The sequence below is a fragment of the Roseicella frigidaeris genome (genome assembly GCF_003258945.1).
GTDB classification, from domain to species: Bacteria; Pseudomonadota; Alphaproteobacteria; order Acetobacterales; family Acetobacteraceae; genus Paracraurococcus; species Paracraurococcus frigidaeris.
The window spans coordinates 19,796-42,529 of the sequence record NZ_QLIX01000023.1 but is presented as its reverse complement, the minus strand read 5'-3'; the positions used below and the strand labels follow the sequence as shown (position 1 = coordinate 42,529).

The following is a 22,734-nucleotide window of genomic DNA, read 5'->3' as shown; positions in this document are numbered from 1 at the left end:
CCCGCCTCTCTCCCCCTCAGCGCCGGGCCGCGAAGAACGCCCGCAGCAGCGCCGCGCACTCCCCCTCCCGCACCCCGCCCACCACCTCCGGCCGGTGATGGCAGGAGGCCGCGGCGAGCACCCGGGCGCCATGCTCCACCCCGCCGCCCTTCGGGTCGTAGGCGCCGAAGACGAGGCGGCCGATGCGGAACAGGCTCGCCGCCTGGGCGCACATCGGGCAGGGCTCGAGGGTCACGGTCAGGATGCAGTCGCCGAGGAATTTATTGGCCCGCCCCGCCGCCGCGGCGCGCAGCGCCAGCAGCTCGGCATGCGCCGAGGGGTCGCCCCGCGCCTCCACCTCGTTGCCGGCGGCCGCCAGCACCCGCCCCGCGGCATCGGTCACCACCGCGCCGACCGGCACCTCGCCCCGCGCCGCGGCGGCGCGGGCCTCGGCCAGGGCAAGATCGATCGGGCGGGGCATCGCGCGAATCTTGTACCGGCCGGGCGAACAGGTCTAGCAACCGCGCATGCGCACCCGCCCCGTCATCGGCGTCACCCTGGATGCGGAGGAGCCGGGCGGCTACTCCAAGCTTCCCTGGTACGCCCTCCGCAAGAACTACTTCTCCGCCTTGGCCGAGGCGGGGGCCCTGCCCATCGCCCTGCCGCACCATCCCGAGCTCGCCGAGACCTATCTCGACGCGATCGACGGGCTGCTGATCACCGGCGGCGCCTTCGATGTCGATCCTTCGCTCTATGGCGGCGGCCCGACCCATCCGACGGTGACGCTGAAATCCGGCCGCACCGATTTCGAGTTGGCCGCGACGCGCGGCGCCCTGGCCCGCGACCTGCCGGTGCTCGGCATCTGCGGCGGCCAGCAGCTCCTCGCCGTCGCCTTCGGGGGCACGCTCATCCAGCACATCCCCGATTCGGTGCCGGCGGCGCTGGAGCACGAGCAGCCGAATCCGCGCGACGAGCCGGGGCACGAGATCGCCATCGCCGAGAACACGCTGCTCGCCCGCATCACCGGCCGCGCCCGCATGGCGGTGAACAGCGCGCACCATCAGGCGGTGGCGAGCGCCGGCCCGGGCGCGGTGATCAACGCGCGGGCGCCGGACGGCGTGGTGGAGGGCGTCGAGCATCCCGGCCACCGCTTCGCCCTCGGCGTGCAGTGGCACCCGGAATACGCCGTCGACCCGGCCGATCCGCTGATCTTCCGGGCCTTCGTCGAGGCCTGCCGCGGGGCCGGCGGCGGGCGGGGCCGATGAGCGACGAGACCGAGGCGGAGGAGGAGGGCGGCCGCGGCGAGCGGATCGCCAAATGGCTCGCCCGCGCCGGCGTCGCCAGCCGCCGCGACGCCGAGGCGATGATCGCCGAGGGGCGCGTGAAGCGCGAGAACCAGGTGGTGGAGACGCCCGCCACCTTCATCCGGCCGGGCGACCGCGTCACCGTCGATGGCCGCCCCGTCGCCGGGCCGCAGCGCACCCGGCTGTTCCGCTACCACAAGCCGCTCGGGCTGGTGACCACGCATCGCGACGAGAAGGGCCGCCCGACGGTCTTCGACTCGCTGCCGCCCGGCCTGCCGCGCCTGGTCTCGGTCGGCCGGCTCGACCTGAACTCCGAGGGGCTGCTGCTGCTGACCAATGACGGCGCCCTGGCGCGGCGGCTGGAGCTGCCGGCCAATGGCTGGCTGCGCCGCTACCGGGTGCGGGTGAACGGCTTCATCGACGAGCGGGCGCTGGCGGCGCTGGCCGAGGGCGTCACGGTGGAGGGGGTGCGCTACGCCCCGATCGAGGCCGGGCTCGACAGCCGCAAGGGGGCCAATGCCTGGCTCACCGTCGCCCTGCACGAGGGCAAGAACCGCGAGGTGCGGCGCGTCATGCAGCATCTCGGCCTCAACGTCTCGCGGCTGATCCGCACCGCCTATGGCCCCTTCCAGCTCGGCGGCTTGCCGCGCGGCGCGGTCGAGGAGGTGAACCCGAAGGTGCTGCGCGAGCAGCTCGGCCTGAAGGCCCCGCCGCGGCCCCGGCGCGGCGCGGCGCCGGCGGAGGGCTGATGCCGCCCCCTCCATCGCCGGGCGGCTCGGGCCGCGAAGCCCGGCGTCGCCGCAGGTGCGGCGGCGCCCATCCGGGCGCCCGGCACGCATGACGCCTGCATGCCGTCGGTAGGGGAGGGAGGAGGGGCATGCGCATCATCGCCGGGCGGCATCGCGGCCGGCGCCTGCTCGCCCCGGCCGGCGCCGCCACCCGCCCCACCGCGGACCGGGTGCGGCAGGCGCTGTTCGACATGCTCTGGCACGCGCCCTGGGCAGGCCGCGAACGGCTCGAGGGGGCGATCGTGCTGGATGCCTTCGCCGGCACCGGGGCGCTCGGCCTCGAGGCGCTCTCGCGCGGCGCCGCCGCCGCCAGCTTCCTCGAGACCGACCGGGCGGCGCTCGCCGCGCTGCGCGGCAACATCGCCGCCTGCCGCGAGGAGGCGCGCTGCCGCGTGCTCGCCGCCGACGCCACCCGGCCGCCGCGCGCCGCCGCGCCCTGCGACCTCCTCTTCCTCGATCCGCCCTACCGCGAGGGGCTGATAGAGGCGGCGCTGGCCGGGCTCGGCGCCGCCGGCTGGATCGCCCCCGGCGCCCTGCTCTGCGCCGAGTATGGCGCCGCGCCGGAGGCGGTGCCGCCGGGCTTCGCCCTGCTGGCCGAGCGGGCGCACGGGCCGGCGCATCTGCGGGTGCTGCGCGCCGCGGGAGGCGCCTGATGCCGCTGGGCGGGCGGGGCCTCTCCCGGGCCCTGCTGGCGCTGCCCTCCCGCGGCCTCGGCGGCACGGAGCGGCACAGCGCCGTCCTCGCCCGCGCCCTGGCCGCCTCCGGCGTCGCTGTCACCGTCGCGCTCGCGCCGCCGCTCGCCGCCGGCTTCGCCGCCCTGCTTGGCCCGCCGCCGCCCGGCCCGGGCGGCGTGCGGCTGCATCCGGCGCCGCTCGCCTGGGAGGGCGATGCCGACCCCGCCGCCGGCATCGCGGCGCAGGCGGCGGCGCTCGCCGCGGTGCTGGCCGGGACGCGGCCCGACCTGGCGATCCTGCCGCTGCCCTGGCCGGAGCACGGGCTCGGCCTGCTGCGGGCGGTGGCCGAGGCCCGCCTGCCGGCGCTCGCCATCCACCACCTCGCCGGGCGCGCGCCGGAGCCGCCGCTGCCGGAGGCGGCGCGGGCGGTGACCGAGCGCCTCGCCGTGGCGTCGATCCGCTGGGTCGCGGTCTCGGCGCCGGTCGCCGCCCGCGCCGCGGCGCGGCTCGGCCTGCCGGCGGGGCGCGTCGCGGTGGTGCCGAACGGCGTGCCGGTGCCGCCCGAGGCCCCGGGCGCGCGGGCGGCGGCGCGGGCGCGGCAGCGCGGCCGGCTCGGCCTGGCGCCGGAGGCGCGGCTGCTGCTCTTCGCCGGCCGGCTGGAATGGGAAAAGGGCGCCGACCTGCTGCCCGCCATCGCCACCCGGCTGCGGGCGGCGGGGGAGGCGACCCTGGTCGGGCTCGGCGAGGGCTCGCTCGGCGAGTCGCTGCGCCGGAGCGAGGCCGCCCGCGCCGCGGCGCTGCGCCTGCCCGGCCATGTGGAGGACGTGCCGGACTGGCTGCTGGCGGCCGATGCGCTGCTGCTGCCCTCCCGCCTCGAAGGCTGCCCGCTGGTCTTCCTCGAGGCGGCGGCGCGGCGCTGCCCGGTCATCGCCTCGGGCGATGCCATGGAGGCCTTCGGGGCGGAGGCGGACCGCCTCGCCGCCATCGCCCCGGGCGGCGGCGTTGCGGACTTGACAGGATTGTCATCCATACGGTTGAACGATCCCATGGTTGCAAGCGCATGCGTTGAGTCGGCCCATCGCCTGGCCCTGGTCGCGGACGAGGCCGCGATGCTCCGCCGCTATGCCGCGCTGATCCGGGCGGCCCTTGCCTGAGGCGCCGCCCGGCGGCCCGCCCGTCGCGGCGCCGCGACCGGCGGGCGCCGATCCCGCCGCCATCCGAATCGCCATCGTCATCCCCGCCTGGAACCAGCCGGGCCTGCTGGCCGAGGCGATCGCCTCCGCCCTGGCGCAGCAGGGCGCGCCGCCCTTCGCCCTGGTCGTCGTCGAGGATGGCTGCCCGGCCGCGGAGACGGCGGCGACCGTGCTGCACCAGGCCGCGGCGCATCCCGGCCGGGTCTTCCTGCTGCGGCAGCGCAACCAGGGCCTCTCGGCGGCGCGCAATGCCGGGATCGACTTCGCCCTCGCCGCCTTCCCGGCCTGCGAGGCGCTGTTCTTCCTCGATGCCGACAACCGGCTGCGCCCGGCCTTCCTCGCCCGGGCCTGGGCGGCGCTGCGGGCGGCGCCGGCGGCGGTCGGCTGGCTCTATCCCGACATCGACGGCCTCGGCATGGGCGAGGGCTGCGCCTGCGGCGGCGATTTCTCGCTGCTGCAGCTCCTGGTGCAGAATTACTGCGAGGCCGGCAGCCTGGTGCGGCGGGCGGTCTTCGAGGCCGGGCTGCGCTTCGACACCGGGACGATGCGCGCCGGCTTCGAGGACTGGGATTTCTGGCTGCAGGCGGCGCGCGCCAGTTTCCGCGGGCAGCACCTGCCGGAGGCCGGCTTCCTCTACCGGCGACGGCCGGAGAGCATGCTCGCCGCCGCCGAGCGGCAGCGCGAGCATCTGCTGCGGCTGCTGCGCGAGCGGCACGCGCCGCTGCTGCGGCCGCGCCGGCTGATGGCGCTGGAGGCCGAGGAGGCGCCGCGCTTCGCCCTCCTCGCCGCCGACCGGCCGGAGGTGCGGCTCTTCCTCGATCCCGCCTGCCCGGCCCCGGTCGAGGCCATGGCCTTCCGCCACCGCCTGCGGCAGGCGGCGGCGGCGCCGGGCGCGGTGCATGCGCCGGCCATCGCCCTCTTCGCCGATGCCGCGGTCGTGGACCGGCTGCAGGCGCTCGGCCTGCTGCCCATGCTGCTCTGGTGGGTGGAGCGGCTGCTGCGCGGGCATGAGATGGTCGCGCTCGAGCTGGTGGGCGCGGCGGGGGCGGAGCTCGCCCTGGACCGGCCGCAGGCGCCGGAAGATCTCGCCGGCGCGGCGGTGCTGGCGCTCCGGACGGAGCGGCTGCTGCAGCGCGCCGACGCGCCGGCCGGGGCGGCGCGCCTCGACGGGCCCCAGGACGATGCCCATCCCGGGCTGCGCCTCGCCCGGCTGCGGCTGCACCTGCCCGGGCCGGTGCCGGCCCCGGGCGCGGCGGCGCTGCGGCGGCTGCAGGCGGAGCTGGCGGCGCTGGCCGCGTTGCAGGCGGCGGCGGGGCTGGCGCCGGCGCCCTGGCGCCCCGACTGGCGCACCGACTGGCGCGGCGCGCGCAGCGGGATGGCGGCCGCCGCCCGCGCCGGCCTCGGCCTCGGCGCCACCCTGCCGCTGTTGCCGGATCCCGGCCGGCGCGACATCGCCTTCCTGTTGCCGGTCTTCGCCTTCGCCGGCCTGGAGAAGGTGGTGCTGCGCCAGGCCGCCGTGCTGCGCCGCCGCGGCTGGCGCACGCATCTCGTTGTCGCCGGGGCGATGCGCATGGCCTGGGCGCCGGAGATCGCCGACAGCTTCGACACGGTCAGCCTGTTCCAGGGCCTCGGCGAGGACCGCCTCGCCCATGACGCGGGGTATTTCGGCGCGCCCCTCTCGCGCATGGCCGAGGATCCCGGCGCCGCCGACGTGCTCGGCCTGCTCGCGCAGTGCCATGCCGTGGTCAACACCCATGCGGCCGGCTGCCACGCCCTCGCCGCGCCGCTGCGGGCGCTCGGGGTGCGGCTCTTCGGCGCCCTGCACCTGGTCGAGCGGACGCCCTGGGACGAGCCGCTGGGCAACCCGCACATGCTCGCCGCCTACGAGCATGCCTATGACGGCGTGCTGGTGATCTCCGAGGCGTTGCGCCGCTGGTGCCTGGCGCAGGCGCTGCCGGCGCAGAAGCTGATCCCGGTGCCGAACGCCCCGGGCTACCCGACCACGCCGGCGCGGCGGCAGGCGGCGCTGGCGGCGCGGGCCGGCCGCGATGGGCGGCTGCGCGCGCTCTTCCTCGGCCGGCTCGACGCGCAGAAGGGCATCGACCGCCTCGCCGGCATCATCGCCGCCACCGCGGCGCCCGACATCGCCTGGCGCGTCGTCGGCCGCGCCGTGCTCGACGGCGGCGCGCAGCCGCTGCTCCCCGTGGCGCCGGAGGCGCCGGTGCAGGCGCCGGCGGCCCTCGATGCGCTCTATGCCTGGGCCGACCTGCTGGTCCTGCCCTCGCGCTTCGAGGGCGTGCCGCTGGTGATCCTGGAGGCGCAGCGCCTGGGCTGCGCCGTCCTCGCCACCGATGTCGGCGCGGTCGGGGAGATCGTCGCGGATGGCGAGGACGGCATCCTCGTCCCCGCCGACCTGCCGGAGGAGGCCATCATCGCCCGCTTCGCCGAGGCCATCCGCCATCTCGCCGCCGACCGGCCAATGCTCCGCGCCCTCGGCGCCCGCGCCGCCGCCCGGGTGGCGGGGCTCGACTGGGAGGCCAGCCTGCAAAGCTTCCTGGCGCGGCTCGACGCGCTGGTGCCGCCGCCCGCCGCGGCGCCCCTGCCAACCCCGGCCCCGGATCTGGCCCGGCCGCCATGCCCGGCGGTGGCGTGATGCTGGCCGGCGCCGCGCCGCTGGTCGCCCGCGAGGGCCTCGCCGCGCTGTTCGACGGCAGCCCGAAGCTCATCCTGCTGCCCGGGGTGGCGGCGCCCGAGGCCCTGGCGCTGCCCGGCCTCGCCCTGTGGGCGCTGCGGCCGCAGGGCGGCGTGCCCTGGCTCGCGCCGCTCGCGGCGGCGGCGGTGGCGGTGGAAGGGCTGCCGCTGCCGGCCGCGCCGGGCGGGGTGCTCGCGCTGGTCGGCCCCGCGGCGGCGGCGGCGGCACCCCTGCTCGACTGGTGGGAACGGGCCGCGCCGCAGGCGGTGCCGCCGCTGATCCTGGCGGGGCAGGGCGCGGCGGCGCTGCCCGAGCTCGCCGCCCGGGCGGTCGCCGCCCTCGCCGCGAGCGCCGGCGCCGCGGCGGCGGCGCAGCAGGCCTTGCTGGCGCTGCGCGGCGAGCACGAGGCGCTGCGCCTCGCCCAGGCCCGGCTGCGCCAGGCCAGCGCCCAGCTCCTGCCGCCCGCGCCGCCGCTGCTGGTCGCGGCCACCGTGCCGGACGAGGCCGGCGCGGCGGTGGCGGCGGTGGCGGGCGAGCTTGCCCTCGGCCAGTCGCTCGGGGTCGGCCTAGAAGGCCTCGCCGCCATCGCCCTGCACCTGCAGGCCGTCGAGCCCGGCGCCAGTGGCCTGCTGCGGCTGCGGCTGCTCGGGGCCGAGAGCGGGCGCATCCACGGCGCCTGGTGCCTGCCGGGGGAGAGCCTCGCCCCGGGCTGGCTCACCCTCGACCTGCCGGAGCCGCTGGAGCCGCTGCACGAGACGGCCTGGCTGGAGGTGCGGGCGGCGCTCGGGCCGGAGGACCGCCTGGCCCTCTCGCTCGCCGCCGCGCCGGCGCCGCCGGGCGGGTCCGTCGCCGTCGCGGGCGGCGCGGCGGAGACGCGCGCCCTCGCCCTCGCCCTCTGGACCGGCCTGCCGGGCCGGCGCCTGGTGCAGGCCGCCTTCTGGGACGAGGAGACGATCGGGCTGCCGGCGCCGCCGACCGGCGCGCCGGTCGCGCTGCCGGAGCAGCTCTGGCGGCAGGCGCGGCTGGCCGAGGGGCGGATCGAGCGGGTGGCGATCGGCCGCGAGGCGGCGCGGCTGGTGGCGGCGCTGGGCCCGGGCGAGCGGGCGCTGGTGGTGCTGCCGGCGGTGCCGCTGCACGGGCTCGACCTGCTGCGGGCGGAGCTGGTGGTGGCGCTCGGCGACGCCGCCTGGCTCGAGGCCGCGCTCTGGCTGCAGCCGGCGGGGCACGAGATCGAGTCGGTGCTGGATCTCTCGACCGCCCTGCCGGGTGCCCGCTGGTCCGGCTGGCATGCCGGCCATCCCGGCGAGCCAGGCTGCCGGCCGGTGCTCGCCCTGCCGCCGGGGCCGGTGCGGCAGGCCGGGGTGGCGCTGGTGCTGCGCAACCGGGAGAGCGCGCCGGAGGCGGTGCTGCAGGTCGAGATCGCCGGGCTCGCCGGCATCCGGCGGGCGCAGCCGCCGCCCGCGGCGCCGCGCCGGGCGCCGCCGCGGCTGCTGCCGGCCGCGCCCGCCACCCCCTTCGCCGCCATGGTGCGGCTGATGGAGTGCTACCGCAGCGCGGATGGCGGCTACCGGCACCTCGACCTGCTGCTGGAGACGGTGCGCGCGGAGGGACAGTCCTGGCCGCGGCTGCGCTGCAAGCTCGCGCTCAATGGCGGGCAGCCGCTGCTGGAGTTCCGCCAGCGGCCGGACTGGCCGCAGGCCTTCGAGCGCTGGCCGGCCTCGCCGGCCGATGCCGCCGGGGCCTATCTGCACCTGACGGAGGCGCGCCTGGCCGCCGGCTTCGCGCGCGAGCTGGCCACGGCCCGCGACCGGGCAGCGCTGCTGGCGGTGTTGCGGCTGCTGCCGGCGGCGGTCGCCACCGCGGCGCGCGACGCCACCACCGATCCGGAGGATTACGAGCGTTGGATTGCCGCGGCCCGGCAATTGGCGGCGACGGCCGAGGCCCTGGAGCCGGCGCCCGCGGCGTGAGGCGGGGCCGGCGGCCGGGCGGGGCAGGTCGCGGCGCCAGAGGGCCGATCAGAGGGCCGGTCAGAGGGCCGGTCAGAGGGCCGGTCAGAGGGCCGATCCCCGCCGGGCGGGGCGGCCCCGCGCCTCGGCGCGGCGGCGTCCCGTCGAAGGTCCGGCATGGCGGCCATCGCCATGCCGCCGGGCATCAGGCGGCCGCGGCCGCCTTCTTCGCCTGGGCGCGCTGGATGCGGCGCTTCAGCACCTGCGCCTCGGTCGGCAGCTTGCGGTTCGGCGTGCCGAGCAGGAAGGCGTCGAGCCCGCCATTGTGCTCGATCGTGCGGATGCCGTTCGTGGTCAGCCGGAGCTGCACGCTGGCCGCCAGCACGTCCGAGAAGAAGGACGTCTCCTGCAGGTTCGGCAGGAAGCGCCGACGAGTCTTGTTGTTGGCGTGGCTGACGTTGTTACCCGTCAGCACGCCCTTGCCGGTGATGCCGCAGCGGCGGGCCATGGCGCAAAATCCCGAATACAGCAGCACGCGGCGGAGGCCGCCGCGTGCGGATGGGCGAAGAAGGTTGCGGCGTATGGCCCGCGGCGCCCGGCAAGTCAAGCGGCGGCGGGGCCGGCGGGGCGGCGCCGGGCCGGCTCAGCCGCCCGGCGGCTGATCCGGCATCGCCTCGCGCATCTCCCGCAGCTCGCCGGATTCCACCGACATCAGCGCGTTGCGCAGCACGCCGGCGATGGCGCGGTCGTCCATGGTGCGGGCGAGCAGCCCGAGGGCGCCGCCGAGCAGCGCCGAGGCCACCGAAATGGGCGCGATCTTCTGGTCCATCATGTATTCGATGGCCTTGTCCACCACCGAGCCGGCATGGCTGAGGTCATCCGGGGCCATGCCCTGGGGGTCGAGTTGCATGCAGCGCCCTCCTGTCGCCAGGGCAGATAGGCAGCGAAGCACCGGCATGGAACCCCTCTTCGATCCGCATGCGGCCGCATTCCCAGCCGCCGCGGCGTCACGGTTCCGGGCGTTCGAGGCCCTCGATCGCCGGCTCCGCGGCCTCGGCCGGCAGGCGAGCCGCCCCGGGCGATGCCGCGAGCCGCGCCTGCGCGGCGGCCTCCGCCCCGGTCTCCGGCTGCGGGCGATCGGCGCCGCCGAGCCGCGCCGCCCGCTCGCTGCGGGGCTGGTCGAGATCGGCCGCCGCCTGCGCCGCCGCGGCCGCCTCGGCCATCGCCACCGCCTCGGACTGCCGCCGCCACATCTCGGCATAGAGGCCGCCGGCGGCGATCAGCGCGGCATGGGTGCCGCGCTCGGCGATGCGGCCCTCCTGCAGCACGATGATCTCGTCCGCCTCCACCACGGTGGAGAGGCGATGGGCGATGACGAGGGTGGTGCGGTCGGCCGAGACCTCGCGCAGCGCCGCCTGGATCTCCTGCTCGGTGCGGGTGTCGAGGGCGCTGGTCGCCTCGTCGAGGATCAGGATGCGCGGATCCTTGAGGATGGTGCGGGCGATGGCCACGCGCTGCTTCTCGCCGCCGGAGAGCTTGAGCCCGCGCTCGCCCACCATGGTGCGGTAGCCCTCGGGCAGGCGCATGACGAAGTCGTGCACCTGGGCGAGCCTCGCCGCCCGGACCACCTCCTCCTCGGTGGCGCCGGGGCGGCCATAGGCGATGTTGTAGCGGATGGTGTCGTTGAACAGGACGGTGTCCTGCGGCACCACGCCGATGGCGGCGCGGAGCGAGCGCTGTGTCACCCCCTCGATCGGCTGGCCGTCGATCAGGATGCGGCCGCCGGTCACGTCGTAGAAGCGGAAGAGCAGGCGGGAGATGGTGGATTTCCCGGCGCCGGTCGGCCCGACGATGGCGAGCGTCCGCCCCGGCGGGACATGGAAGGTGACGCCCTTCAGGATCGGCCGGTCGGGGCGGTAGGCGAAGCGGACCTCCTCGAAGGCCAGCGCGCCGGGGCCGGGGGCGAGGTCGGGCGCGCCCGGGCGGTCGGCCACCTCCTGCTTCTCGCCGAGCAGGGTGAACATGGCCTCGGTGTCGGTCAGCCCCTGCCTGATCTCGCGATAGGCGAAGCCGAGGATGTTGAGCGGCATGAAGAGTTGGATGAGATAGGTGTTCACCAGCACGAAGTCGCCGACCGTCATGCCGCCGGCCAGCACGCCGCGGGCGGCGAGCAGCATCACGGCGGTCAGCCCGAGGGCGATGATCGCCGCCTGGCCGCCGTTCAGCATGTTCAGCGTGGTCTCGGAGCGGACATAGGCGCGCTCGTAGCGGGTCAGGCTCTCGTCGTAGCGGCGGGCCTCGTGCGGCTCGTTGCCGAAATACTTCACCGTCTCGTAGTTCAGCAGGCTGTCGATGGCCTTGGTGTTCGCCTCCTGGTCGGTCTGGTTCATCTCCCGCCGGAAGCGCAGCCGCCAGTCGGTGAAGCGCAGGGTGAAGACCACGTAGAGGCCGATCGTCGCCAGCGTCACCGCGGCGAAGGTGAGGCTGAACATCCGCCAGAGGATGACGGCGACCAGCAGGATCTCGAGGATCGTCGGCAGGATGTTGAAGAGCAGGAAATTGAGCACGAAGGTGATGCCGCGCGTGCCCCGCTCCACCACGCGCGACAGGCCGCCGGTCTGCCGGTCCATGTGGTAGCGGAGCGAGAGCGCGTGCAGGTGCACGAAGACCGCGAGGGCGATGCGCCGCGCCGCCCGCGCCTGCACCTTGGCGAAGACGGCGTTGCGCAGCTCGCCGAAGGCGCTCGCCGCCAGGCGCAGCAGGCCATAGGCGACGATCAGCGCCACCGGCACCATGAGCGCCGCGGCCACCGGGTCCTTCGGCGCCAGCGCATCCACCGCCCGCGCATAGGCGATGGGCACCAGCACGTTCGCCGCCTTGGCCGCGACCAGGCAAAGCAGCGCCAGCGCCACCCTGAGCCGCAGGCCCGGCTCGCCGGCCGGCCAGAGCCAGGGCAGCAGGTCGCGCAGGGTCTGCCAATGCGAGCGGTCTTCGGGCGGGGCGGCAGGGGGCAAGGGATCGGCTCTCCGGCGGGGCCTCCGGACATAGGACGGATGCCACCGGCGACAAACCGGCCATCCGGCCCCCCGTTGCCTCCCGCCGGGGCGGCGGGAGGGGCGTGCAATTGCCGGGGGAGGGGCGGTAGATCGCGGGATGAGTCCCTTCCAGCGCCATATCGACGCCTGCAACAGCCTCGGCTCGACCGCCGGGCTGCTGCCCTTCTCGATCGCCGGCAGCCAGGTCGGCTGGCTCGGCCCGGAACTCGCCCGGGCGCTCGCCGCCCATCCGCGCGCGGTGCATCTCGATGCGGCGGGCGCCAGCCTCGCCGGGGAGCTGCGCAGCCCCGCCGCCCGCAGCGAGGCGCTGGCCGGCATCGCCCGGGGGCTGGCGGAGCGCGGCCATGTCCGGTGGCGCGACGAGCCCTTCGATGTCCGGGCGGTGCCGGAGGGGCCGGTGCTCGCCACCCTCGACCGCGGCGCCCTGCCGGCCTTCGGCATCCGCGCGGCGGGCGTGCATGTGAACGGGCGGGTGGCGCGATCGGACGGGCTGCATCTCTGGATGGGCTGGCGCTCGCGCCACAAGGCGGTGGCGCCGGGCCAGCTCGACAACCTCGTCGCCGGCGGCATCCCGGCCGGGCTCGACGAGCAGGCGACGCTGCTGAAGGAGGCGGGGGAGGAGGCGAGCCTGCCGCCGGCGCTGGCGCGGCAGGCGCGGCGGGTCGGCCGCGTCTCCTACGCCATGCGAGGCGAGGGCGGGGTGCGGCGGGACCTGCTGCACTGCTTCGACCTCGACCTGCCCGAGGGCTTCGAGCCGCGGCCGAACGACGACGAGGTGGAGCGCTTCGAGCTCTGGCCGGTCCGCCGCGTCTTCGAGGCGGTGCGGGATGGCGACGACGTCAAGTTCAACGTCAACCTGGTGCTGATCGACCTCTTCCTGCGCGAGGGGCTGATCGATCCCGACGGCGCGGAGGGGCGGGCCCTCCGCGCCGGCCTCGATCGGGGCTGCTGAGCCCCTCCCTACCAGCCATAGGCGGGGCGGTAGGCGATCGCCGGTGGCGGCGCGTAATAGGCCGGGGGCGGGGCGTAGTAGGCGACCGGCGGCGGCGCGTAGACCACGGGCGGCGGCGGCGCGTAATAGGCCGGCGGCGGGGGCGGCGGCGCGGCGAGGGCCGCGGCGCCGAGGGCGCCGAGCGCCAGCCCGCCGATGATGCCGGCGGCGATCGCGCCGCCCGAGCCGCCGTGATGCCGCGGCGGGCCGCCCCAACCGGGGCCACCCCAGCCGGGGCCGCCCATCGGCGCGCCCATCGGGCCACCACGCGGCGGGCCGCCGGCGAAGCCCGGCCCGGGCCCGCGGCCCCAGCCCTGCGCCTCGGCGGCGGTGGGGGCGAGCGGGGCGGCGAGGGCGGCGGCGAGCAGGGCGACGGTGGCGATGCGGAGCTTCATGATCGGGACCCTCCTGGGTCTGTCCCCGGGAGAGAACACCCCGATCGCGCCCGGATCATGGCGGGAAGCCGGCGGAATGGGGCCGTTGCGTCACAGACCGTGCAGGAAGCCGAGCAGGGCCGCGTTCACCGCCTCGGGCGCCTCCTGCTGCACCCAATGGCCGGCGCCCTCGACGATCACCTGCCCGCGCAGGCCGGGCACGGTCCGCGGCAGCGCCTCCAGCGCCCGGCCGGACCAGCCCAGCACCGGGTCGCGGCGGCCGGCCACGAAGAGCGCCGGCACCGGGATCGCGGCGCCGAGGAAGGGCGCCAGCAGCGCCCAGTTGCGCTCGATGTTGCGGTACCAGTTCAGCCCGCCGCGGAAGCCGGTGCGGCGATAGGTCTCGACATACTGGGCCAGCTCCGCCGCCGGCATCCAGGCCGGCGGGGCGGGCGGCTCGTGCAGGCTGGCGAGGAAGCCGCCCTCGGGCAGGTCGGGGTTCCAGCGCTGCGCCTCCGGCGGGTCGCCGGAGAGGGTGTGGAAGCTGCGGCGCAGGGTGAGCGCCGGGTCGGCTTCGAGCTGCGCCTCGGCCCGGCCGGGCGGCTGGAACCAGAGCTGGTAGAAATTGGTCCGCCCGGCGCGGCGCAGCGCCTCGAAGGGGCTGACCGGGCCACGCGGCGCATAGGGCACGGAGAGGGCGGCGACGGCGGGGAACAGGTCCGGCCGCAGCAGCGCCGCGTTCCAGGCGACGGGCGCGCCCCAGTCATGCCCAACGATCACCGCCCGCGGGATCTCCAGCGCCTCGAGCAGCCCGACCATGTCGCCGACGAGGTGCAGCAGCGTGTAGCCCTCGACCGCCGCCGGCGCCTCCGTCCCGCCATAGCCGCGCATGTCGGGGGCGATGGCGCGGAAGCCGGCCGCGGCCAGCGCCGCCATCTGGTGCCGCCAGGAATGCCAGGCCTCCGGGAAGCCGTGACAGAGCAGCACGGCGGGGCCTTCGCCCGCCTCGGCGAGATGCAGGCGGATGCCGTTGGCGGCGACGGTGCGGTGACGGATCTCCATGGCGGCCCTTTCCCGATCCTCGAGGCGGGAGGCTCAGCGCGCGAAGTCGGGCGCCTCCTGCAGCAGGATCCGCTTGATGCTCTCGAGATGCAGCACGGCGCTCTCGCGGTCGCCCTCGCGCATCTGCCGGTAGGTCCGCGCCGCCATCTCGGGCGGCACCGGCTTCAGCGCCCGGCCGGTCGCCATGGCGAGCCGCTGCACCTCGCAGGCGCGCTCCAGGTAGTAGAGATCATCCCAGGCCTCGGCGATGGAAGGGCCGAGCACCATGACGCCGTGATTCTTCATGAAGACGACATCCGCCTCGCCCACCGAGGCGGCGATGCGGTCGCCCTCCGCCTCGTCCAGCGCCAGCCCGCCATATTCCTCGTCGACCACGGTGCGGCCGTAGAATTTCAGCGCCGTCTGCCCGGCCCAGACCAGCGGCGGGCCCTCCAGCATCGCCAGCGCCGTCGCGTTCGGCATATGGGTGTGGAAGCAGGCGCGGGCGCGCGGCAGGGCCTTGTGGACCCGGGCATGGATGAAGAAGGCGGTCGCCTCCGGCACGCCCTCGCCGGCGACGACATTGCCGTGGAAGTCGCAGACCAGCAGGCGGGAGGCGGTGATCTCCGAGAAGCCCCAGCCATAGGGGTTGACCAGGAAGAGGTCGTCGCGGCCCGGCACCACGAAGCTCAGATGGTTGCAGATGCCCTCGTGCAGGCCGAGCTTCGCCGCCATGCGGAAGCAGGCGGCGAGGTCGATCCGCGCCTGCTGCACGGCATCGGCGTCGAGGTCGCTGTTGCGCAGGATGGCGGGCGCCTTGGCGCCCCCGAAGGCATGGGCCATGTCCAGGGCTCCCGGTCACTCGGGGCGAGGCTAGAGCAGAACGCGGCCGGGCCATAGGGCCGGCGCCGGCAGAGGCACCGGCACTGGCGCGGGGCGGCAGGGAGGGACGCGGCATGGCGGTCAGGCGCATCGTGGCGAATATCGCGGCGGAGGATCCCTCGGCGGCCGCAGGCTTCTATGGCGGGGTGCTCGGCCTCGACTGCGTCATGGACCATGGCTGGATCATGACCTTCGCTGCCCCTTGCGAGGCGCCGGGGAGCGCCGCGCCGCCGCAGGTCAGCATCGCGCGGGAGGGCGGCAACGGCATGCCGGTGCCCGACCTCTCCATCGAGGTCGACGACCTGGAGGCGGTGCTCGACCGGGCGCGGGCGGCGGGCTGCGCCATCCCCTATGGCCCGGTGCGCGAGGCCTGGGGCGTGCGCCGTTTCTTCCTCCACGACCCCTTCGGCCGGCTGCTGAACATCCTGCAGCACGTGTGAGGGGCGCCACCGCGGCGGCGCCGCGGGCGGCCTGAGCGCCTATCGAAACCGTCGCTGCCCGTTATCCTGCCGGGGCTTTGCGGGGGCGTTGCTAATGGGGATAGCTGCGCCAGCCCTGGCGGCGGTAGCGCTGCTCGTCCCAGCGCTCGAACTGGTCGCGGCTGAGGTTGCGCCTCGCCTCGCGCGGGCCGTTCCAGAACCGGTCCGCCGCCTCCTTCTCCCGCTGCCGCGCCCAGAAGGCGTCGAGCTGGCCCTGCCGCTCCGCCGGGCTGGCCGGAGCGGGCGGGGCCTGCACGCCCTGCTGCGCCGCGGCGGCCGCCGGGAGGAACAGGGCGGCCAGGAGGGTGCGGCGGCGCATCCCGGGCATATCGGGTGGCTGGCCGCGGCGCGCCAGCCTCCCGCCCCCGCGAGCCCGTGCCCGGGCGCCGGGCCGCCCATGGCGTCGCCTGCGGGGGCCGCGCCCGCCGGCCGCGCGGCAGCGGGAGCGCCCATGGCCGCGGCCTGGACGGGCCTCGGCCGGGACGCGCCCCGCCCCGGCTCTGGCCGGTCCGGTGGGGCTCGGCTACACCGGGGCGGAACGAGCGGCGCCTCCGCCTGGCCCGCCAGACTGCGTCCAGGGAACCAGACCATGCCGCTGCCAGGGCTCGAAACCCTCGAATGCTACCGTCTGGAGGTGGCGGATTTCGTCGCCACCGCCACCATCGACCGGCCGCCGGTCAATGCCCAGAACGGCAAGTTCCGCGAGGAGACCTGCCGCCTCTTCGACGTGATCCATGACAGCCCGGAGGTGCGGGCGGTGGTGCTGACCGGCGCCGGCCGCGCCTTCTCGGCCGGCGCCGACCTGAAGGAGCGGGGCGGCATGGCGGAGATCCGCGGCGCCTATCCACGCCACAACCGCCTGGTGCGCGCCGCCTTCGATTCGCTCATCGAATGCGACAAGCCGATCATCGCCGCGGTGAACGGCGCGGCGATCGGCGCCGGCGCCGCGCTCGCCCTCTGCGCCGACATCATCCTGGTGGCCGAGGACAGCTTCATGTCGATGACCGAGGTGGATGTCGGCCTCGCCGGCGGCGTCAAGCACATCCTGCGGCATTTCGGCCAGTCCGATGCCCGGCTGATGATCTACACGGCGCGCCGCATCCCAGGGCCGGAGCTGCTGCGGATGAACGTCGCCTCGGCCTGCCTGCCGGCGGCCGAGCTGCTGCCGGCGGCGCAGGCGATCGCCCGCGAGATCGCCGGCAAGGTGCCGCTGGCGGTGCGGGCGGCCAAGCGCTCCTTCACCCTGGTCGAGGACATGCCGCTGCACGAGGGCTATCGCTACGAGCAGAGCCAGACCGTGGCGCTGGCGACCACCGAGGACACGCGGGAGGCGCAGCGCGCCTTCGCCGAGAAGCGCAAGCCGGTCTTCAAGGGCCGCTGAGGGAGGATCGCCATGCGCATCCCGCCGGCCTCCCGCCGCGCCCTGCTGGCCGGCCTCGCCGCGCCGGCCCTCCTCCGCCCGGCCGGCGCCCAGCAGCGCAGCATCCGCGCCCTGCTCGGCTGGCCGCCCGGCGGCTCCTCCGACGTCGTCTGCCGCACCATCGCCGAGCGGCTGCGCGGGCCGCTGAACGCCAATATCGTCGTCGAGAACCGGCCCGGCGCTGGTGGCCGCATCGCGCTGGAGGCGGCGAAATCCTCGCCGACCGATGGCAGCTTCTACGTCCAGACGCCGGCCTCGATGCTGGTCATCTACCCGCATCTCTACAAATCGCTGCGCTACGACCCGGACGCGGATTTCGTGCCGGTGACGCCGGTCTGCGCCTTCCCCTTCGCCTTCACGGTGCGGGCCGACCATCCGGCGAAGACGCTGGCCGAGTTCATCGCCTGGGCGAAGGGGCGGCCGCAGATCGACTGGGCCAGCCCCTCGCCGGGGACCATGCCGCATTTCCTCGGCGTCGAGCTCGCCCGCCGCACCGGCCTCGCCCTCAACCACGTGCCCTATCGCGGCGGCGCGCCGGTGATGACCGACGTGCTGGCCGGGGTGATCACCGCCGGGATGAACGTGCTCTCCGAGCCGGTGCCCTTCCACCTGGCGGGGCAGATGCGCATCCTCGCCGTCAGCGCGCCGCAGCGGGTGCCGCGGCTGCCGGAGGTGCCGACCTTCGCCGAGGCCGGCTTCCCCGAGCTGACGCGCCAGGAATGGTTCGGCATCCTGCTGCCGGCCGGGACGAAGCCCGAGGTGGTGCAGCCGCTGCATGCGGCGCTGGTCGATGCGGTGCGTACGCCGGAGGCGCTGGAGGTGCTGGGCAAGCTGGAATTCACGCCCGACACCATGGAGCCGGCCGCCTTCGCCGCGCGCATCCGCAGCGAGCGCGAGAGCTGGGGCCCGATCGTCGCCGCTTCGGGCTTCAAGCCGGAGGAGTAGATGATTCCCCACGACGCCGCTGCGCGTCTTCGTGGGGACCCCGTGATTTGTTCCCCACGACGCCGCTGCGCGTCTTCGTGGGGGCCCCGTGATTCGCTTTTGGTCCAAGGGGCGTCACAGCCTGCCGCGGCGAAGCCGCGACAGGGCAGCGGGTGGCGACCTTGCGGCGTGCGCGTCGAAGCTCTGGCCTGCGTGGGTTCAGCCTTGCTCTTTGGGGGCGGCGTCAAGAAAGGCGGAGAGGGCGGCGGTGCGCTGGCGGGGGCCGGCCTGGTCGGCGGCCATCTCCTCGTAGAAGCGGGCGATCGCCTGGTAGATCGCCGCCGCCTCCGGGCCGGTGAAATCGGCGATCTCCTCCATCTCGCCGACCCAGCGATAGGCCTTGTCGTACATCGGCGGCACCATGCGCCGGAAGAAGCCGAGCAGCTCCGGCTGGCTGCGCGCCAGCTCGGCGCCGAGCCCTTCCGCCGCGCCGCCCCGGCTCGCCGCCAGCAGCATCGCCGCGCCGAGCGCGGTCAGCCCCTTGGTGATGCCGGCATAGGACATCTTCAGCGCCGAGGCGGCGCCGACCGGCCCCGGCGTCACCCGCACGTCCAGCCCATGCGCCCGCAGCGGCGCCAGGCGCTCCGCCGCCTCGCCGGCGACGTAGAGCACGGGCGTGTAGCCATCCTCGCGCGGCGGCCCGCCAATGATGCCGCCATCGACGAAATCGGCGCCGGTCGGGGCGATGAGGCCGGCGACCTCGGCGGCCGTCGCCGGGCTGATGGCGTTGCAATCGACATAGACCGCCTTCCGCGCCGCCGCCCGCAGCGCCGGCGCCATCCAGGCGGCGCAGGCCCGGGCCTCGGCGGGCGGCAGCACGCTGAGGACGATGTCGGCCGCGGCGAGCGCTTCCGGCGCCGCGTCCTGCATTCCGGCCTCGGCGGCGCGGCGGGCGCTGGCGGCGCTGCGGCCGGCCAGGCTGGTCAGCACCGTGGCGCCCTGGCCCGTCAGGCGGCGGCCGATCCCGGCGCCCATGGCACCCTGGGCGACGATGGCGATGACGGCCATGCTGTGCTTCCTTCCTGCCGCCGGCAGGATAGGGCCGATGCGGCGGGGCGGGAAATGCCCCGGGAAGGGCCCGAGGGAGGGGGAGTATCTGCCCATGGATCGCCTGACGCTCGCCGTCGTCTCGCGCAACTACTTCAACCTGCCCGCCTGGATCGGCCTGCATGCCGGCTTCTTCGCCGCCGAGGGGCTCGACCTGCGCATCGACCATATCGAGGGCATCGAGGAGGTGAACGACCGGCTGCGGGACGGCCGCGCCCAGCTCGCCTATGGCGTGACCGAGCACGTGATCCTCGATGCCGAGGCCGGCGGCGGCCAGCGGATCGTCGGCGGCAATGTCAACCGGCTGCCCTTCACCCTCATCGCCCGGCACGGCATCCGCGACATCGCCGGGCTGCGCGGCAAGCGGATCGGCGTCTCCTCGCTGCGCGCCGGCTCCTCCTCGCTCGTCATGCGCATCCTGGCCGGGCATGGGCTGCACTGGCCCGGCGATTACGAGCTGGTCGCCTGCGGCCCGATCCTGGCGCGCTGGGACCTGCTGCGCACGGGCGGGATCGATGCCGGGCTGCAGGGCGCGCCGCTCGACCGCATGGCGCTCGACGAGGGATTCGTCGCGCTGTGCCACCCGCGCGACGAAGTGCCGGAATTCCAGTTCACCAGCCTCGATGTCGAGGCCGGCTGGGCGGCGGCGAATCGCGACCTGATGCTGCGCTTCGGCCGCGCCTTCCTGCGCGCGCATGGCAGTTTCTACGAGGACCGCGAGACGGCGACGCGCATCGCCATGCAGGAGAGCGACATCCCCCGCCGCTATGCCGACCTCGCCTGGGAGGACTACACGCGCGACGGCATCTTCCCGCGCGACGGCGAGGCGAGCGAGGCCGGGGTGCAGGCGCTGATCGAGACCAGCGCCCTGATCCGCGACCTGCCGGCGCGGCCGCGCCGCGCCGCCGACTACATCGACCGCTCCTGGCTGGCCGCGGCGCGGGCCTCCCTGTGAGCCAGGACGCACGCATCGATTACGGCGACGCCGCCCGGCTCGGCCTCATCATGCCCTCCGGCAACAGCATCGCCGAGCCGGAGCTGCGCGCCATGCTGCCGGAGGGCGTGGGCATGCTGGTGACGCGCCTGCCGCTGCGCGGCAGCGGCGCCGCCGAGCTCGAGGCCATGCTCGCGGCGCTGGAGGCGGCGGCGCGGCTGCTCGGCGATGCCGAGCCCGACCTCATCGGCTTCCACTGCACCGCCGTCTCCACCTTCGCCCCGGAACGGGCGGCCGGGATCCGGCAGCGGATCGAGGCGGCGACGGGGCGGCCGGCCTGCAGCACGGCGGATGGCATCCTGGCGGCGCTCGCCGCGCTCGGCGCCCGGCGCGTGCTGCTGGCGACGCCCTATATCGCGGAGGTGCATGCGCGCGAGGTCGCCTGGCTCGGCAGCCAGGGCATCGCCGTCACCGGCGGCAGCCATCTCGGCATCGACCGCAACACCGAGATGGCGCGCCTGCCGCCGGCGGCGATCCTCGACCAGCTCCGCGCGGCGGCGCGGCAGGCGCCGGGGGCCGAGGCCTGCTTCATCAGTTGCACCGCCATCCGCAGCGGCGGGCTGATCGCGGCGATCGAGGCCGAGCTTGGCCTGCCGGTGGTCACCAGCAACCAGGCCATGGCCTGGCATGCGCTGCGCCGGCTCGGCATCGCCGCGCGCCGCCCGGGCTTCGGGCGGCTGATGGCGGCCTGACGGGGGCGCCATGGGGGGGCGTTTCCGCCCCGCCGCGAAGGGTTCTAGGATGGCGGCGAGGAGACGCCCATGCCGCCATCGCCGCCCGATCGAGCCGCGCCCGCCCATGCCGCCGGAGGCGCCGCATGTCCGCGACGCTGAGCCCCGAGCTGCAGGGCTGGGTCGGCCGCAGCCGCGTCGTCGAGGAGGATGTCGGCCTCGCCGCGGTGCGCCGCATCGCCGGCATGCTGGACCTGGACCCGGCCGGCTTCCGCAACGGCGACCCGCTGCCGCCGCACTGGTTCACCCTGTTCTTCGCCGATGCGGCGCGGCAGAGCGAGATCGGGCCGGACGGCCATCCGCAGCCCGGCGTCGTCCTGCCGCCCATCCCGCTGCCGCGCCGCATGGGGGCGGGGCGGCGGGTGGTGATCCATGAGTGCCTCCGCGTCGGCGACACCGCCAGCAAGACCGCCGAGGTGGCGGCGATCCTGCCGAAGCAGGCGCGCACCGGCTTCATCACCGTGCTGACCATGCGCCACACCATCCGCCGCGGCACCGACCTGATCGCCGTGGACGAGTTCGACGCCATCTACCGCGAGGCGGTGAAGCCCGGCGAGACAAGCGGCACCGGCGCGCCGCTGCCGGCGCCGGCCGGCGCGGCCTGGCGGGTGGAGAAACATCTCAGCCCGACCCTGGTCTTCCGCTATTCCGCCATCACCTGGAACGCCCACCGCATCCACTACGACGCCGATTATGCGCGGCAGGAGGAGGGCTACCCGGCCACGGTGCAGAATGGCGGGCTGACCATGCAGCTCCTGCTCGACGCCGCCATCGCCCATACCGCCGGCCGGCTTGCCGGCTTCACCGCGCGGCTGACGCGGCCGATCTATGTCGGCGACACCGTCGCGCTCTGCGGCACGGCGCCGCAGGACGGCAAGGTCACGGCCTGGGTCGAGGACCGCGACGGGCATCTCTGCGCCCAGCTCGATTGCAGCTTCACCTGATGCCCGAAGGCGGATCGACGGGCGGGCCGCTGGAGGGAGTGCGGGTGGTCGACCTCACCACGGTGGTGGTGGGGCCGATCTGCACCCGCAGCCTGGCCGACCAGGGGGCGGAGGTGATCAAGGTGGAGGCGCCGGAGGGCGATATCCTGCGCCGCCTCGCCTCCGGCTGCCGCACGCCCTCCATGTCCGGCAAGTTCATCAACTTCAACCGCAACAAGCGCGGCATCACGCTCGACATCAAGCGGCCGGAGGGGCTGGCGGCGCTGCGGCGGCTGATCGCCGGCGCCGATGTCTTCGTCTCCAATGTCCGCCCCGCCGGGCTGCGGCGCGCCGGGCTGGATGCGGCCTCGCTGGCGGCGCTGAACCCGCGGCTGATCCATTGCGGCATCACCGCCTTCGGCAGCGGCGGGCGCTATGCCGGCCGCCCGGCCTATGACCCGATCATCCAGTCCCTCTCCGGCGTCGCCGGCACCTTCCACCGCGCGGTGGGCGAGCCGCGCTTCGTGCCCATGGTGATGACCGACCACGTCACCGGCCTGGTGGCGGCGCAGGCGATCGGCTTCGCCCTCTACCGGCGGGAGAAGACCGGCATCGGGGAGGCGATCGAGGTGCCGATGTTCGAGGTGGCGGCGAGCTTCGTCGCCAGCGAGCATCTCGGCGCCGCCAGCTTCGACCCGCCCGAGGGGCCGACCGGCGATGCCAGGCTGCTGAGCCCGGACTATCGCCCGCTGCCGACCAGCGACGGCTACATCACCGTGCATCCGAACAGCGACGCCCAGGCGCATGCCTTCTTCGAGGCGATCGGCCGGCCGGAGCTGAAGGCCGATCCGCGCTTCGCCACCGCCATCGCCCGCACCGAGAATGCCGCCGATTATTTCCGGGTGCGCGTCGCGGCCCTGGCGCAGCGGAGCACCGCGGCGTGGCTGGAGATCTTCGCCGCCCGCGACGTGCCGGCGGCGCGCTACAACACGATCGACGACCTGCTGGAGGACCCGCATCTGCAGGATGTCGGTTTCTGGCAGGCCGAGGACCACCCGACCGAGGGGCGGCTGCGCCATGCCCGCACCGCCGTCACCTTCGGCGGCGGCATGCGCGCGGCGACCCTGCCGGCGCCGCGGCAGGGCATGCAGACCGACGAGATCCTGGCCGAGCTCGGCTATTCCCCGGCCGAGATCGCCGCCCTGCGCGAGACCGGCGCCGCCCGATGAGGACCAC

The 22,734-nt window shown here is 75.6% G+C and carries 23 protein-coding genes; 14 read left to right on the top strand and 9 right to left on the bottom strand.

The annotated features are described in order from the left end of the window. Positions 1-16 precede the first annotated feature (16 nt). Positions 17-460 carry a nucleoside deaminase gene (locus tag DOO78_RS21510; RefSeq protein ID WP_207803002.1) on the bottom strand — a complete coding sequence of 148 codons (444 nt, stop codon included), beginning with the start codon at positions 458-460 and terminating at the stop codon, positions 17-19. 46 nt (positions 461-506) lie between these two features. Between DOO78_RS21510 and DOO78_RS21505 the strand changes: the two genes are divergently transcribed. The 6 genes from DOO78_RS21505 to DOO78_RS21480 all read left to right on the top strand — a co-directional run bounded on the left by DOO78_RS21505 (position 507) and on the right by DOO78_RS21480 (position 8,597). Then, on the top strand, positions 507-1,244 hold the full coding sequence (locus DOO78_RS21505; RefSeq protein WP_111471938.1) for a gamma-glutamyl-gamma-aminobutyrate hydrolase family protein: 738 nt from the start codon (positions 507-509) through the stop codon (positions 1,242-1,244). Further along, positions 1,241-2,032 carry a pseudouridine synthase gene (locus DOO78_RS21500; RefSeq protein ID WP_111471937.1) on the top strand — a complete coding sequence of 264 codons (792 nt, stop codon included), beginning with the start codon at positions 1,241-1,243 and terminating at the stop codon, positions 2,030-2,032. Before DOO78_RS21505 ends, DOO78_RS21500 begins: the two co-directional genes overlap by 4 nt. Before the next feature lie 128 nt (positions 2,033-2,160). After that, positions 2,161-2,724: a 16S rRNA (guanine(966)-N(2))-methyltransferase RsmD gene (gene rsmD, locus DOO78_RS21495; RefSeq protein WP_111471936.1), complete on the top strand. Its 564-nt coding sequence runs from the start codon at positions 2,161-2,163 to the stop codon at positions 2,722-2,724. Continuing rightward, the gene (locus DOO78_RS21490) at positions 2,724-3,899 is read left to right on the top strand and encodes a glycosyltransferase (protein ID WP_111471935.1); all 1,176 of its coding nucleotides are present in this window, start codon (positions 2,724-2,726) and stop codon (positions 3,897-3,899) included. Before rsmD ends, DOO78_RS21490 begins: the two co-directional genes overlap by 1 nt. After that, positions 3,892-6,591, top strand: a complete 2,700-nt coding sequence (locus DOO78_RS21485) for a glycosyltransferase (protein ID WP_111471934.1) — start codon at positions 3,892-3,894, stop codon at positions 6,589-6,591. The genes DOO78_RS21490 and DOO78_RS21485 overlap by 8 nt, the downstream gene beginning before the upstream one ends. Then, positions 6,573-8,597, top strand: coding sequence for a DUF6212 domain-containing protein (locus tag DOO78_RS21480; protein WP_111471933.1), 2,025 nt, complete (start codon positions 6,573-6,575; stop codon positions 8,595-8,597). Before DOO78_RS21485 ends, DOO78_RS21480 begins: the two co-directional genes overlap by 19 nt. A gap of 184 nt (positions 8,598-8,781) precedes the next feature. Here the strand turns inward: DOO78_RS21480 and rpmB are convergent, their stop codons facing one another. From rpmB to DOO78_RS21465, 3 genes are all read right to left on the bottom strand, one after another. Continuing rightward, positions 8,782-9,084 carry a 50S ribosomal protein L28 gene (gene rpmB, locus DOO78_RS21475; protein ID WP_111471932.1) on the bottom strand — a complete coding sequence of 101 codons (303 nt, stop codon included), beginning with the start codon at positions 9,082-9,084 and terminating at the stop codon, positions 8,782-8,784. Between the two features lie 135 nt (positions 9,085-9,219). Continuing rightward, on the bottom strand, positions 9,220-9,486 hold the full coding sequence (locus tag DOO78_RS21470) for a hypothetical protein (protein ID WP_111471931.1): 267 nt from the start codon (positions 9,484-9,486) through the stop codon (positions 9,220-9,222). Between the two features lie 97 nt (positions 9,487-9,583). Next, positions 9,584-11,590, bottom strand: a complete 2,007-nt coding sequence (locus DOO78_RS21465) for an ABCB family ABC transporter ATP-binding protein/permease (protein ID WP_111471930.1) — start codon at positions 11,588-11,590, stop codon at positions 9,584-9,586. A gap of 139 nt (positions 11,591-11,729) precedes the next feature. On the opposite strand from DOO78_RS21465, the gene DOO78_RS21460 reads away from it, so the two are divergent. Beyond that, positions 11,730-12,584: an NUDIX hydrolase gene (locus DOO78_RS21460; protein WP_111471929.1), complete on the top strand. Its 855-nt coding sequence runs from the start codon at positions 11,730-11,732 to the stop codon at positions 12,582-12,584. A gap of 8 nt (positions 12,585-12,592) precedes the next feature. Here DOO78_RS21460 and DOO78_RS21455 read toward each other — a convergent pair whose 3' ends face one another. The 3 genes from DOO78_RS21455 to DOO78_RS21445 form a co-directional block, all read right to left on the bottom strand. Continuing rightward, complete coding sequence (locus DOO78_RS21455) at positions 12,593-13,018, bottom strand: hypothetical protein (protein ID WP_111471928.1); 426 nt, start codon at positions 13,016-13,018, stop codon at positions 12,593-12,595. Between the two features lie 90 nt (positions 13,019-13,108). Beyond that, positions 13,109-14,059: an alpha/beta fold hydrolase gene (locus DOO78_RS21450; protein ID WP_111471927.1), complete on the bottom strand. Its 951-nt coding sequence runs from the start codon at positions 14,057-14,059 to the stop codon at positions 13,109-13,111. A 33-nt stretch (positions 14,060-14,092) separates the two neighbouring features. Continuing rightward, on the bottom strand, positions 14,093-14,881 hold the full coding sequence (locus DOO78_RS21445; RefSeq protein ID WP_111471926.1) for an aldolase: 789 nt from the start codon (positions 14,879-14,881) through the stop codon (positions 14,093-14,095). A 113-nt stretch (positions 14,882-14,994) separates the two neighbouring features. Between DOO78_RS21445 and DOO78_RS21440 the strand changes: the two genes are divergently transcribed. Beyond that, complete coding sequence (locus DOO78_RS21440) at positions 14,995-15,360, top strand: VOC family protein (protein ID WP_111471925.1); 366 nt, start codon at positions 14,995-14,997, stop codon at positions 15,358-15,360. 91 nt (positions 15,361-15,451) lie between these two features. Here the strand turns inward: DOO78_RS21440 and DOO78_RS27685 are convergent, their stop codons facing one another. Continuing rightward, entirely contained in the window at positions 15,452-15,718 is a 267-nt protein-coding gene (locus DOO78_RS27685; protein WP_165839020.1) for a hypothetical protein, read from the bottom strand. A 270-nt stretch (positions 15,719-15,988) separates the two neighbouring features. Here DOO78_RS27685 and DOO78_RS21430 point away from each other — a divergent pair, with 270 nt between their 5' ends. Beyond that, positions 15,989-16,780 (top strand): enoyl-CoA hydratase/isomerase family protein, encoded by a 792-nt coding sequence (locus DOO78_RS21430; RefSeq protein ID WP_111471923.1) that lies wholly within the window; start codon positions 15,989-15,991, stop codon positions 16,778-16,780. A gap of 12 nt (positions 16,781-16,792) precedes the next feature. Next, a complete protein-coding gene (locus DOO78_RS21425) occupies positions 16,793-17,764 on the top strand; it encodes a Bug family tripartite tricarboxylate transporter substrate binding protein (RefSeq protein WP_111471922.1) in 972 nt (323 codons plus the stop codon). A gap of 198 nt (positions 17,765-17,962) precedes the next feature. Here the strand turns inward: DOO78_RS21425 and DOO78_RS21420 are convergent, their stop codons facing one another. Further along, the gene (locus tag DOO78_RS21420; protein WP_165839019.1) at positions 17,963-18,811 is read right to left on the bottom strand and encodes an NAD(P)-dependent oxidoreductase; all 849 of its coding nucleotides are present in this window, start codon (positions 18,809-18,811) and stop codon (positions 17,963-17,965) included. A gap of 94 nt (positions 18,812-18,905) precedes the next feature. Between DOO78_RS21420 and DOO78_RS21415 the strand changes: the two genes are divergently transcribed. The 4 genes from DOO78_RS21415 to DOO78_RS21400 all read left to right on the top strand — a co-directional run bounded on the left by DOO78_RS21415 (position 18,906) and on the right by DOO78_RS21400 (position 22,727). Continuing rightward, positions 18,906-19,805, top strand: a complete 900-nt coding sequence (locus DOO78_RS21415) for an ABC transporter substrate-binding protein (RefSeq protein WP_111471920.1) — start codon at positions 18,906-18,908, stop codon at positions 19,803-19,805. Further along, positions 19,802-20,536, top strand: coding sequence for a maleate cis-trans isomerase family protein (locus DOO78_RS21410; RefSeq protein WP_111471919.1), 735 nt, complete (start codon positions 19,802-19,804; stop codon positions 20,534-20,536). The genes DOO78_RS21415 and DOO78_RS21410 overlap by 4 nt, the downstream gene beginning before the upstream one ends. 125 nt (positions 20,537-20,661) lie before the next feature. After that, a complete protein-coding gene (locus DOO78_RS21405) occupies positions 20,662-21,519 on the top strand; it encodes a MaoC/PaaZ C-terminal domain-containing protein (RefSeq protein WP_111471918.1) in 858 nt (285 codons plus the stop codon). Beyond that, positions 21,519-22,727, top strand: a complete 1,209-nt coding sequence (locus DOO78_RS21400) for a CaiB/BaiF CoA transferase family protein (RefSeq protein WP_111471917.1) — start codon at positions 21,519-21,521, stop codon at positions 22,725-22,727. The genes DOO78_RS21405 and DOO78_RS21400 overlap by 1 nt, the downstream gene beginning before the upstream one ends. Positions 22,728-22,734 lie beyond the last annotated feature (7 nt).